The 12,299-nt window shown below is 67.8% G+C and carries 13 protein-coding genes; 3 read left to right on the top strand and 10 right to left on the bottom strand.

What is annotated here, in order from left to right:
• Positions 1-18: 18 nt before the first annotated feature.
• From AC3A4T_RS16725 to glnA, 3 genes are all read right to left on the bottom strand, one after another.
• Positions 19-357 carry a P-II family nitrogen regulator gene (locus tag AC3A4T_RS16725; RefSeq protein ID WP_036113360.1) on the bottom strand — a complete coding sequence of 113 codons (339 nt, stop codon included), beginning with the start codon at positions 355-357 and terminating at the stop codon, positions 19-21.
• A gap of 52 nt (positions 358-409) precedes the next feature.
• Entirely contained in the window at positions 410-1,264 is an 855-nt protein-coding gene (locus tag AC3A4T_RS16720) for a TorF family putative porin (protein WP_487676395.1), read from the bottom strand.
• A gap of 558 nt (positions 1,265-1,822) precedes the next feature.
• Positions 1,823-3,232, bottom strand: a complete 1,410-nt coding sequence (gene glnA, locus AC3A4T_RS16715) for a type I glutamate--ammonia ligase (RefSeq protein ID WP_487676394.1) — start codon at positions 3,230-3,232, stop codon at positions 1,823-1,825.
• 285 nt (positions 3,233-3,517) lie between these two features.
• Here glnA and AC3A4T_RS16710 point away from each other — a divergent pair, with 285 nt between their 5' ends.
• The 3 genes from AC3A4T_RS16710 (at position 3,518) to AC3A4T_RS16700 (ending at position 5,905) form a co-directional block, all read left to right on the top strand.
• Positions 3,518-4,324, top strand: coding sequence for an undecaprenyl-diphosphate phosphatase (locus tag AC3A4T_RS16710; protein WP_487676393.1), 807 nt, complete (start codon positions 3,518-3,520; stop codon positions 4,322-4,324).
• A gap of 37 nt (positions 4,325-4,361) precedes the next feature.
• Positions 4,362-4,883, top strand: coding sequence for a DUF2750 domain-containing protein (locus AC3A4T_RS16705; protein ID WP_487676392.1), 522 nt, complete (start codon positions 4,362-4,364; stop codon positions 4,881-4,883).
• Positions 4,884-5,029: 146 nt separating this feature from the next.
• The gene (locus tag AC3A4T_RS16700) at positions 5,030-5,905 is read left to right on the top strand and encodes a DUF4377 domain-containing protein (protein ID WP_487676391.1); all 876 of its coding nucleotides are present in this window, start codon (positions 5,030-5,032) and stop codon (positions 5,903-5,905) included.
• 56 nt (positions 5,906-5,961) lie between these two features.
• On the opposite strand, the gene AC3A4T_RS16695 is transcribed toward AC3A4T_RS16700, so the two are convergent.
• The 7 genes from AC3A4T_RS16695 to AC3A4T_RS16665 form a co-directional block, all read right to left on the bottom strand.
• Positions 5,962-6,426 carry an RDD family protein gene (locus tag AC3A4T_RS16695; protein WP_487676390.1) on the bottom strand — a complete coding sequence of 155 codons (465 nt, stop codon included), beginning with the start codon at positions 6,424-6,426 and terminating at the stop codon, positions 5,962-5,964.
• 31 nt (positions 6,427-6,457) lie between these two features.
• A complete protein-coding gene (locus AC3A4T_RS16690; RefSeq protein ID WP_487676389.1) occupies positions 6,458-6,925 on the bottom strand; it encodes an RDD family protein in 468 nt (155 codons plus the stop codon).
• 246 nt (positions 6,926-7,171) lie between these two features.
• Positions 7,172-7,651: an RDD family protein gene (locus AC3A4T_RS16685; RefSeq protein WP_487676388.1), complete on the bottom strand. Its 480-nt coding sequence runs from the start codon at positions 7,649-7,651 to the stop codon at positions 7,172-7,174.
• 88 nt (positions 7,652-7,739) lie between these two features.
• Positions 7,740-8,504, bottom strand: coding sequence for an SDR family oxidoreductase (locus tag AC3A4T_RS16680; RefSeq protein ID WP_487676387.1), 765 nt, complete (start codon positions 8,502-8,504; stop codon positions 7,740-7,742).
• Between the two features lie 4 nt (positions 8,505-8,508).
• Positions 8,509-9,135, bottom strand: a complete 627-nt coding sequence (locus AC3A4T_RS16675) for a YbhB/YbcL family Raf kinase inhibitor-like protein (RefSeq protein ID WP_487676386.1) — start codon at positions 9,133-9,135, stop codon at positions 8,509-8,511.
• A 177-nt stretch (positions 9,136-9,312) separates the two neighbouring features.
• A complete protein-coding gene (locus AC3A4T_RS16670) occupies positions 9,313-11,385 on the bottom strand; it encodes a tetratricopeptide repeat protein (protein ID WP_487676385.1) in 2,073 nt (690 codons plus the stop codon).
• A 188-nt stretch (positions 11,386-11,573) separates the two neighbouring features.
• Positions 11,574-12,197, bottom strand: a complete 624-nt coding sequence (locus tag AC3A4T_RS16665) for a hypothetical protein (protein ID WP_487676384.1) — start codon at positions 12,195-12,197, stop codon at positions 11,574-11,576.
• Positions 12,198-12,299: the final 102 nt, after the last annotated feature.

The raw sequence follows: 12,299 nt of genomic DNA, 5'->3' as shown, positions 1-12,299 counted from the left end.
TCTCTCGCAGGCGTGGAGTCAAAGGGCGTCGTCGTCGAGTTCGCCGGTGCGGATGCGCACCGTGTTCTCGACCGGCAGGACGATGATCTTTCCGTCGCCGACCTTGCCGGTGCGCGCGGCGTTCTGGATCGCTTCCAGCGCCGCGTCGAGCAGGCTGTCGGGCACGGCGCATTCGATCTTCAGCTTGGGCAGGAAATCGACGACGTATTCGGCGCCGCGGTACAGCTCGGTGTGGCCCTTCTGGCGGCCGAAGCCTTTGACTTCGGTGACGGTGATGCCCGAGACGCCGACTTCGGTCAGCGCCTCGCGCACCTCGTCGAGCTTGAACGGGCGGATGATCGCAATGATCAGTTTCATCTCGCAGCTCCGTGGTTCGTGATGGGTGAATGCGGTCTGGGAGCGGGCGCGGTCAGAACGCTTTGCTCACCGTCAAGGTGAAGGCGTCGTCGGCCAGGAAGTTGTTGTGGGCGTTGGTGTACAGCGCTTCTTCGGCGTCGGTGCTGCTGTAGGCGGCCGCGATCGAGAACCCGCTCTCGAAGGTCTTGGTCACGCCGAGCTTCCAGTCGGTGTATTCGAAATCCTCGTTGTGCTCGATCCACTGCTTGCCGCCGTGCAGGTTGAGCGTCCAGGTCGGCTGGAAGGTCCAGTTGAGGTTGGCGTCGAGGTAGCCGCTGCCGTCGGAGTCGGCGTAACCGAACAAGTCGGTGACCGCGTACGAATACTTCAAGCCGATCGACACCGTGTCACTGGGCGCGAGCGTGCCGCCCAGGTAGATCTCGGTGGTGTTCGGGCTGTTGAAGCCGCCGGGGTAGTCGCCGGGGTAGTAGTAGGTCAGCACGCCGAGGTCGTACGAGAAGATTTCGCCGGCCTTGCCGCGATAGCCCAGATAGGCGTCGAGTTCCAGACTGTTGGAGATGTCGTCGCCGATCACCACCGTGTCCGACAACCAGCTCACGTTGCTGCCCCAGGCGCCGACGTAGAAACCGCTGTCGTGCGCGTATTCGATGCCGCCCTGCAAGGCGGGTTCCTGATTGGTCTGCGAGACCCCGCGGAAGAGGTAGTCCGAAGTCAGGCTGATCGAACCGGTGGTGCCGGCTTGCGCGTTGCCGGCCGCGATCGCGGACAGCGCGAGCGCGGCGACGAGCGCGCCCTTGAGACCGATGACGGTCAGGCCAGCGGAGTTCGCGCCAACGGATTCGGCATTGACGCCCGTGGTCGCCTTGGCGACGGCATAAGCGTATTCAGTCTTGAGATGAGACGACATGACGCAGGCTCCTCATAAGCGGTGGCCCCTCCCCGGTCATTGCTGCGGTGTTGCGCTGCGATTCGTGCGTGGTCCGGAACCGGAGCTGGACGCGCGGTCGGACTCTGCGGTCCGCGCCTGCGTCTTGGGTTTTTCCTCCTGCGTGATCGACGTTGCGGTGTTCGAGCGTGTCGGAACGGCTTGGGCTCTATTTGGCTTGGGTCGCGTTCCTGGTTCGCGCGGTGTGTGGTGCTTGTTTCGACTGTGTTTTGACTTGTTGCCTGCGTCGCTGAAGCGCTTTGCGTTTTGTGTCGTGGGTTTTTCAGGCAAACACGATCCCGCGACGGCGGCCGAAGCGCGTCGTCGTGCGGATGGGCGCGTGGCGTCGCCCGTGGTTGGAGTTTTTCGTCCCTGGAAGCGACACGGCCCGGAGCGTTAGCCCCGGGCCGTGTGCTGTTTCATCGCATGTCGCGCATCGCCGTCTCGCGCCGCCGCGTGATGTCCCGCCGCGCCGCATCGAAGCGGCGCGGGCGATCGGGCATGCGGGCGGGTGGCGGAAAGGCGAAGCGGTTCATGGCGTCAGATCGCGTAGTACAGCTGATATTCGAGCGGATGAGTCGCCGCGCGGAACTTGGTCACCTCCTGCATCTTCAGCGCGATGTAGCCGTCGATGAAGTCGTCGGTGAACACGCCGCCGGCCTTGAGGAACTCGCGGTCCTTGTCGAGCGCTTCCAGCGCCTGGTCGAGCGAATGGCAGACGGTCGGAATGCCCTTCTCTTCTTCCGGCGGCAGGTCGTACAGGTCCTTGTCGCTCGGCGCGCCCGGATCGATCTGGTTCTTGATGCCGTCCAGGCCGGCCATCATCAGCGCGGCGAAGGTCAGGTAACCCGACTGGATCGGATCGGGGAAGCGCATTTCGATGCGGCGCGCCTTCGGGTTGGCCACGTACGGAATGCGGCAGCTCGCCGAACGGTTGCGCGCCGAGTAGGCCAGCATCACCGGCGCTTCGAAGCCCGGGACCAGACGCTTGTAGCTGTTGGTGCCCGCGTTGGTGAACGCGTTGATCGCGCGCGCGTGCTTGAACACGCCGCCGATGTACCACAGCGCCATCTGCGACAGGCCGCCGTAACCGTCGCCGGAGAACAGGTTGACCCCGCCCTTGGCCAGCGACTGGTGCACGTGCATGCCGCTGCCGTTGTCGCCGACGATCGGCTTGGGCATGAAGGTCGCGGTCTTGCCGTTGCGGTGGGCGACGTTCTTGATGATGTACTTCATCGTCAACAGCTCGTCGGCCTTGGCGACCAGCGAGTTGAACTTGGTGCCGATCTCGCACTGGCCGGCGTTGGCGACTTCGTGGTGGTGCACTTCGACTTCGATGCCGACCTGCTCCAGCGTCTTGCACATCTCGGCGCGGATGTCGTGCAGCGAGTCGAGCGGGGCGACCGGGAAATAGCCGCCCTTCACGCCCGGACGGTAGCCGCTGTTGCCGCCTTCGTATTCCTTGCCCGAGTTCCACGCGGCTTCTTCCGAATCGACATGGAAGAAGGTGTGGCCCATGTCATTGGCGTAGCGCACCGAGTCGAAGATGAAGAATTCGGGCTCCGGACCGAAGAAGGCCTGGTCGGCGACACCGCTGGACTTGAGGTAGGCCTCGGCGCGCTTGGCGACGCCGCGCGGATCGCGCGTGTAGGCCTGCATGGTGGCCGGGTCGAGGATGTCGCAGGTCAGCACGATCGTCGGATCGGCGGTGAACGGGTCCAGGTACGCGGTCGACGGGTCGGGCAGCAGGATCATGTCCGACTCGTTGATGCCCTTCCAGCCGCTGATCGAGGAGCCGTCGAACATCTTGCCGTCTTCGAACAGCGCCGGCTCGACGATCGACTTGGGGAAGGTCACGTGGTGCTGGACGCCACGCATGTCGGTGAAACGCAGATCGATGAATTCGACCTTGTGGTCCTTGACGAGCTTTTCGACGTGTTCGAGAGACATGGATGGGATCCGAGATTGGGGATTTGGGATTGGAGATTCGTGCGACGCGAGGGCTTTGAAGCCGCCTGCCGTTACAGGATGCAAACGGCGTGCCAAGTTTCCATATGCTCCAAGCACATGATTTATATAGAACTAAATCTTGACGCGGCGCAGCAATGAGCCAAATTGGTGCGCCATGAACTCGATTAGCACCAATTTGGATCAATGGCGTTTCAGCTATCCTGCCCGCCGACTCGCCCCTCGCATTGGCGAATCCCGACTCCCGAATCTCGAATCCCGGCCCCCATGACCGACCTGCTAGCCGCCCTGCTCCTGGGCATCATCGAAGGCATCACCGAATTCCTGCCGATCTCCAGCACCGGCCACCTGCTGATCGCCCAGCACTGGCTCGGCGCCCGCTCGGACCTGTTCAACATCTCGATCCAGGCCGGCGCGATCCTCGCGGTGGTGGTGATCTACTGGAAGCGCCTGTGGGGGCTGGCGACCGGTTTCACCCAGCGCGACAACCTCGACTACCTGCTCAAGCTCTGCCTGGCCTTCGGCCTCACCGCGGTGCTCGGCATCGCGGTCAAGAAGGCCGGCTTCACCTTGCCCGACCACGTCACCCCGATCGCCTGGGCGCTGGTGCTGGGCGGTGTGTGGATGGTCGCGGCCGAGCATTTCGCCGCCAAGCGCGCCGCCGCGTTGGGCGAGCGCAGCGAGATCACCTGGACCGTGGCGGCGCTGGTCGGCATCGCCCAGGTCGTGGCCGGGGTGTTTCCGGGCACCTCGCGTTCGGCCGCGACGATCTTCATCGCCCTGCTCGCCGGCACCACCAGCCGCGCGGCGGCGACCGAATTCGCGTTCCTGGTCGGCATCCCGACCATGTTCGCGGCCAGCGGCTACGAGCTGATGCACGTGCTCGGCACGCCGGCCGCGGCCAGCGAGGACTGGAGCGCGTTGGCGGTGGCCTTCGTCGCCTCGGCGGTGACCGCCTTCATCGCGGTGAAGTGGCTGTTGCGGTATATCCAGAGCCATCGTTTCACCGCCTTCGCGGTGTACCGCGTCGCGTTCGGCGCGGCGCTGTTGCTGCTGATGCCGTCGGGCAGCTGAGCGCGACGCCTTTCATCTCCGTATCGGAACCGTATCGATGAACGAACAAGACCGTCTCGCCGAACAGCAGTTGCTCGACTACGTGCAGTTGTCCGGCGCCGAGCGCTATGCCGCGTTCCTGGAATCGGTCGCGCGCACCGGCAAGTTCTGGGTCGCGGTGTCGGGCGAGTTCGTGCTGACCTTGTTCGACGAAGACGGCCAGGAATTGTTGCCGACGTGGCCGTCGGCGGCGACCGCGCGCGCCTGCCTGGTGCGCGCGCCGCAGTTGCAGGCCTACGCGCCGGCCGAGCGCGAATTGAGCGCGTGGCGCGATCGCGCCGCCGCGTCGATGAGCGAGGCCGGCGTGGTGGTGGGCGTGTTTCCGAACGAGCGCATGCACAGCGCGGCGGTCGATGTCGCGCAGTTGCTCGCGCATCTGGACGATGTACTCGCCGACGAGGGCGAGTTCGACGGCGAAGACGACGACGCAGCGGCCGAGCCGGGCCCCGATGCGGGCCTGGATCTGGAACGCGCGCAGCGCGAGCTGGCGCAGAAATTCGCCAAACCGCGCGAGCCGTGACCCGCGTCGAGGCAAAGACGCGCGCCGCATCGCAGTTCAATTTCGTGCTGGCTCGCGGCTGAATGCGCCCGACCCATCAATGACCCCATCGCGCGTTCCGGTACGTTGATCCAGTCTTCGCAACGCAGCACGGATCATCCTCGCTCATGACTACTTCGCGCCTTTCCCCTCGTCGTCCGGCCGCCCTGTGGGCCGCCGCCGTTCTCTCGACCGCGCTGCTCGCCGCCTGCGCCGCGCCGTCGCACAACCGCGATGCCAACACCAAGGACAGCGCCATGCCCAGCAATCCGGCCGCGCCCGCCGCCCCCGCTTCCAACGGCTCGATCGACCTGGGCGGCTACCGCTGGACCGTGGAGACCGCGACCGACAAGGCCGGCAAGCCGATCGCCGTGCTGCAGCGCGAAGGCAAGTACGCGCTGACCCTGAGCTTCGTCAAGGATCGCCTGGGCGTGTCGGGCGGCTGCAATCACGTCGGCGCGCAGTACGCGGTCAAGGGCGCGCAGCTGGAGGTGAAAGAATTCCAGACCACGCTGATGGCCTGCCAGGACCCGCGCCTGATGCAGATGGACGCGGCGATCTCGCAACAGCTGCAAGGCCGCAACACGTTCGCGATCGAAGGCGACGCGCCGCGGCCGCGTCTGCGCCTGACCACCGCCTCCGGCGGCACCTTGAACCTCAGCGGCGAAGCGACCGCGGAAACCCGCTACGGCGGCGCCGGCGCGACCGTGTTCCTGGAAGTCGATGCGCAGCGTCGCGCCTGCCCGCATCCGTTGATGCGCGATCACCAATGCCTGTGGGTGCGCGAGCGCAGCTACGACGCCAACGGCGTGGCGCTCAAGCCCAGCGACGAATGGCATTTCCTGTACCAGGACATCGAGGGCTACAAGCACGAGGCCGGCATACGCAACGTCGTGCGGGTGAAGAAGTTCCAGATCAAGAATCCGCCGGCCGACGCGTCGTCGGTGGCGTATGTGCTGGATATGGTGGTCGAGAGCGAGATGGTGCCGCCGCCGAGCCACTGAGCCCGCGCGCGAAGGCGCATCACCGCGCCTTATCGCGCAAGTCGTCGCTCAAGTCCTCAGCGACGACGCACCACGTAGGTATTCGGCCAGGCGTCGTGGAAACCACGGCGCTTGGCGGTCAGCAGCACCGCCAGGGCATCGAACGGAATGAACCGGCCCACGGTGCGCTTGATCGCCTTGCGCCAACCCGGCGGGTTGCCGTGTTCGTCGACCACCTGGGTTCCGGTCAGCACTTTGCCGACGGTCACGCCCCACAGGCCTTCCTGCGGGATGTAGTAGATCGACGCGCTCACGAACAGCATCACCAGCGTGTACGCGGCCGGGCTGTTGACGATCACTTGTCCGGGCGACGGCAGCCACAACCTCAGTGCGTACTCGATCGACGTGATGATCAGGTTGATCAAAAAATAGTCGACCACGAAAGTCAGCAGCCTGCGCCAGCGTTCCGCCGGGACCAGCTCGGTTGGGGCGACGGCATCGACCACCGCCGAGTGCGGCGCGCGATAGGGATTGTCCAGCATGCGGGCTCTCGTGGCGGATCGAACGCAACGATCAGATTTTCTTGACCACCGACGTCCCGGCCAGGCTGTCGTGCCAGCCGGTGCGGCGTTCGCCGGAGAACAGCAGCGAAAACGGTTCGAACGGAATGAAACGGCACAGCGAGCGGATCATGGCCTGGCCCGCGGTGGGCGGATCGCCGTTCTCGTCGACCACGCGGGTGCCGGTGGCGAGCTTGCCCAAGGTGACGCCGAACGCGCCTTCCATGATCGTGTAGTACACCAAGGTCGCGCCCATGTTGAGGAACACAAAGGCGATCGGATCGCGCGGCACCGCGCCGAGCACGCCCAGCACGAGGCCAAAAACGAAACCGAACGCGAGCGAATCGATGAGGTAGTTGAGAAAGCGCAGGCCGCGCCCGGCCGGCTCGAGTTCGACCTCATGGACGAGCGACGAGGCGGGCGCCGCGTACGGATCGACGCTGCGCGGGACCACTTGGTAGGGATTGTGGCTGTCGTTCAAGCGTCGCTCTCCTTGCTGTACGCGGGTCGTTTACGCGTTCGGTTTTCGCGGGTCGGATGGATCGGCCATCGAACCGGCGCTCAGGGGCCGGCCCGACCTGCGGTCCGACGCGAAGCCGCTCGGCGAACAGCCGCGCACCGGTCCATGCAGCCAGCGTTATACCCGCAAAACCGGCGGCGTCGAAGGGGCTTTGGCGGCCATCGGACCGGCTGCATGCCGCCACCGACACGCGGTGGCACACACCGCTCAGCGGCTGCGCACAACCAGGGTCTTGGGCAGGCGATCGTGCCAGCCGGAAACGCGGTCGTCGCGCGAGAACAGCAGCGAGAACGCTTCGAACGGGATCAGCCGGGCGAAGGTGCGGCCGAGCACCTGGCCCCAGCTCGGCGGGCGGCCCTGTTCGTCGACCACGCGGGTGCCGGTGACCAACTTGCCCAGGGTGACTCCGAACATGCCTTCCATCGGCACGTAGTACACCAGGATCATCGTCACGCTGATCAGCACGTTGCGCAGCGGGTTGGGCTCCTGCATCGCGGTCACCACGGCCTCGCCGCCGATGTCGACGTAGACCAGCATCGCCGCGAACATGATCGCGTAGCAGGCCAGGCTGTCGATCAGGTAGTGGACGAAACGCTGACCGCGGCTGGCGGTGACCAACTGGGCGGCGCGATCGGCCCGGCGCACTTGCGCCTGCGGCGCGTGGTAAGGGTTCTGGTTGTCGTCCATTGCGCCGGTTCCTCGTCGATGGCGTCGATTCTAATCCAGCGCCTCATCGGGCCGGCACGCGCGCGCGGGCGGATGGGCGCGGCGGCGTTTACAGGGTGCGGGTCTGGCCGCCGTCGACATCGACGATCGCGCCCTGCATGTAACTGGCCGCGTCGGAGACGAGGAACGCCACCACCCGGGCGATTTCGGCCGGTTCGCCGAAACGCGCCACGCCGAGTTTGCGCGCGAGTTCCCGCGCGGCCTGGGCGGGGTCGAGGTCGCGCTCGCGGGCGATCGCGTCGATCCGCACCTGGGTGCGCTCGGTCGCGATCGAACTGGGATTGACCGCGTTGACCCGCACGCCGTCGGCGACGCCGCGATCGGCCAGCGCCTTGGTCAGATTCAACAGCGCGGCGTTGACCGAACCGCCGATCGCGAACTCGGCGTTGCCGGTGCGTCCGCCGATGCCGGCGATGTTGACGATCGCGCCGCCGCTGGCGACCAATGCCGGCCACGCCGCGCGGCACAGGCGCATCGCGCCGAAGAACTTGAGCGCGAAACCCGCGTCCCAGTCGGCGTCGGAAAAGCCGAGAAAATCGCCGCGCGGGGTCGCGCCGGCATTGTTGACCACGGCATCGAGTCGGCCGTAATGCGCCAGCGTGGCCTCGACGATGCGCGCGGCGGCGGCCGGCTCGGACAGGTCGGCGTCGATCGCCAACGCCGGCCGCGGCAATTGCGCGGCCAGCGTGTCGAGTTCGGCGCGCGAACGCGCGGTCAGCACCAGCGACAAGCCCTGCGCCGACAACTCGCGCGCGATCGCCGCGCCGATGCCGCGGCTGGCGCCGGTGACGATGGCGACGCGGTTCGCGCTCATGCGCTCAGCCCTTGACCGAGGGGTTGAGCGAATAGGTGCCGTAGATCGTCGCCTCGCCGAGCACGTGGCCGTGCATCGCATGCAGCGCGTCGGCGGCGGTGAAGCGCGCGTCCAGCGGCAGGCGCTCGACATCCAGGGCGAAGATGCGGAAGAAATAGCGGTGCAGGCGCAGGTCGTTGGGCGGCGGGAACGGGCCGTCGTAGCCGTACCAGTCGCCGGCCATGTCCGGGTCGCCGGCGAACCAGCCGGTGTAATCGTTGATGCCCTGGCGCGCGCCTTGCGGCCCGGCCGGATCACGCTTGCCGTGCGCGGTGACGCCGTCGCTGCAGCTGCCCGCGGCGATCTCGCGCACGTCGGCGGCGATGTCGGCGACCACCCAGTGGATGAAGTCGGCGCGCACTTGATGTTCGGGAATCTGCACGTCGGCGCGGCCGACCAGTTCGGGCACGGTCGGCACGTCCGGGTCGATGCACAGCAGTACGAACGAACGCGTGCCCTCGGGGACCTCGTCCCAGGCCAGATGCGGATTGCGGTTGGGCGCGAAGCCGAAGCCGTCGGCGGTGGCCTGGCCGGCGGCGAACTCGGCCGGCAGGCGCTGGCGGTGCTGGAAGCTGGTGCTGTGGATGCGCATCGGGAGAGTCCTTCGATGGGTGCGGATCGGGTCCGGTTAGCGGGTCCGGTAACGGGTCCGGTTAAACCAGTCCGGGCGGTTCGCGGATCGGCCCGGGCTGCGAGCATCGCATTCGCGTGTGGCCGCGGATCGCGATGGGCCGCACCGCTGTGTTGCAGCGATGCGGCCGCAACGCGCTCAGCTATGCGGATAGCCGAGGCGACGCGCGACCGGGGCCAGCAGCGCGAACGCCTCGGCCAGCGGCTCGGCGTACTGGCGCCAACGGCCGTCGGGCAGACGCTGCGGCAGGCTCAGGCCGTTGGGCAGCGACACCTGCACGCGCAGCGCGTCGGCCAGAACCTGAGCGATCGCGGTCGGCTCGTCGCCGGTTTCGTCCAGCTTGACCAGCTTGTGCGGGAACAGATCGCCCTCGTGCAGGTCGGCGACCTGCTCCAGGGTCTGCGCCAGCCAGCGCGCGCCCTGTTCGGGCGAGGGCAGCGCGTACGGGGTCGGGCTGCCGTAGGCCAGCCAGTCCAGCAGCATGTCGCGCGGGTCGCGCACCGCGATCAGCAGCAGCGCCTCGGACAAATACGGACGCATCGCGCGCAGCAAGGCGTTGTCCCACCACAGCAGCCAGTCGAACACCGGGCCGTCGCCGACGCCGCGCGCGGGCAGCGCCGCGCGGTACATCTTGACCAGGAACGCCGGGTCCAATGCGCCGCTGAGCAGTTCGTCGACCGAGCCGTAGCGTTGCAGCGGATCGCTCGGCGGCTGTCCGCCGAAGCGGTCGACCAGCAGCGGCGCGCCGACCGCGCCGAGCACTTGGCCGATACGTTCGACCCGCGAACCCGGCGCGCCCCACAGCAGCAGGATGCCGCGGGTGCCGTCGGCGACCGGCGCCAGCGCCGGCCATTCGCCGCCACCGCGCTTGCTGACGGTGTTGAACGGCAGGCGCTGATCGACGACTTCGGCGTGAAGTTCGGCCCAGGTCGCCGCGGCGGCCTCGGGCTGGTCGGCCAAGTCGAGGCTGCGGCCGAGCATCTGCCGCAGTTCGCGCTTGACCTGCGGGTCCACCGCCATGCCGATCAGGCGCTCGATGCGCTCGGCGGCGGCGTCGGGGTCGCGCTCGGCCAGGTCCTGGACGATGCGCATCTCGGCGCGCACGTCGCCCGGGCTGAGTTCGACGATGCGGTGGGCGATGGCGACGGCCTGTTCGTGTTCGCCGCTCTGGTCGTGGACGGCCGCGCGCGCTTCCAGCGCGGCGACATGGCCGGGCATCGCCTGCTGCCAGCGATCGATCACGGCCAGCGCGGCGGCGTCGCCGAACGGCTCCAGCACCAGCCGCGCGCGCCACAGGTCGGCGGCTTGCGGGTGTTGCGCGAGCGCGCCTTCAAGCGCTTCGCGCGCGCCGTCGGCGTCGTCCAGGCCGCGCCAGGCGGCGATGATCGCGTTGAGCGTGCGCGGGTCGTAGGGATGTTGATCGAACGCGGCGCGCAGCAGCGGCAGCGCGCGTTCGGGACGGCCGGCGTCGAGCTCGAGTTCACCTGCCCAACGCTTGACGCCGAAGCCGGCATCGTCGCGCTGGGCCAGATCGGCGATGCGGTCGGCGGCATCGCCGAAGCGCTGCTGCAGGCGCAGCAGGTCGGCGATCAACAACTGCAGGGTCGGTTGTTCGGGATGGCGCTCGGCCAGGGTGGTAAAGGCCTGCTCGGCGAACGCGAGGTGGCCTTTGGCCAGGTAGGCGAAGCCCAGGCCGTGCAGCACCTGCGGGTCGTCCGGGGCCAGGGTCGAGGCATGGCTGAGCACCGCCAGGGCGCGGTCGGCGTCGCCGCGGCGCAGCGCGAGCACGCCTTCGATGGTGCTGACCTGCGGGTGCTCCGGCGCGATCCGCGCGGCGGTGCGGCCCAGGCGCTCGGCCTCGTCCAGATCGCCGCGCACGATCGCGAGCTGGGCTTTCATGATGTAGGCCGGGAACTGGTTCGGATCGAGCCCGATCGCGCGCGCGAGCGAGGCCTGGGCCTCGTCGAGCTGGCGGCCGTCGAGCTGGGCGCCGGCGCGTTCCAGGTACAGCTGGGCGTCTTCCGGGGTGATGCCGATGGCGCGGTCGAGCGCGGCGACGGCGCCGTCGCGATCGCCGCTCAAGCGCAGCGCGGCCGCATGCAGGCGGTGCGCGGTCGCGTCTTGCGGGTCGGCCGCCACCGCCTGTTCGGCGGCGCTCAGCGCCTGAGCCGCCGCGCCGCGGCGCAGGGCATCGAGGATGGATTCGTACATGAGAAGTGCTTCGCGCGGGGATAAGAGGGGCGATTGTAGGCGCGCGCGCGGATTTGCGCCTTTTCCGGCTTCGGCGCCAAGGCGCGCGGCACGGCACTCCTGGCCTGGCGGGACGGTTGTATCGACTCCCCGGACCGGCGCTGAAATGCGCGACCTGCCTCAGCCGATAGCGCCTGGGCGACGGCGCCTCACTTGCCGACTTTTTCGACGCCGCCCTCGTACGGATACCGCACGCCGTCGACCTGGATGCCGTCGCGATGCCGCCCTTGCGAGCCGCTGCCGTCGCCGCTGGCGTACCAGGCGGGGCCTTCGCGGGTGCCGTCGACATAGGTGATGGTCCCGACCGTCTGCCAATCGACGTCGACCACATAGGCCTGGCCGTTCAACTCGTCCTTGGCGTACTCGCCTTTGACCCGATAGCCCGACGCGCTGAGCATCTCGCCGGCGCCGCTGCGTTCGCCCGCCGACATCGCGCCGACATAGCGCCATTTGTGTTTGCCGTCGAAATACACGTCCGCGATGCCGGTGCCTTCCGCCGCGCCGTTCTTGCACGCGCCGCTCCAGCTCCATTGGGTGAGCTCGGACGGCATCGTCGCCGCCAGCAACACGTCGCAGGGCCGCGACTGCGGCTTCAGCAGCGGCTGCGCCCGCACCGACTCGGCGTAGCGCTGCTGCGCCTGCGCCACCGCGTCGGCGTAGAGCTTGGCGCGTTCGGCCGGCGTTTGCGGAAGCTCCGCGGCGGCGACCGCCGCGCTCGCGAGCATCGTCGCCAGACCTGCCGACAGCAGGCACTTCGGAGCATCGATTCGCATATCGGTGTGTTCCCCACGACTGAACGGACCATCGAACCCGTCGCCCTGCCTGTGCATGGCGTGCATGCTTGCGCCTGGGCGCGGGCGGTTGGCGACAAGATA

The sequence above is a fragment of the Lysobacter sp. Soil_N_51 genome (assembly GCF_057655755.1).
This window is presented reverse-complemented; position numbering and strand designations above follow the sequence as displayed.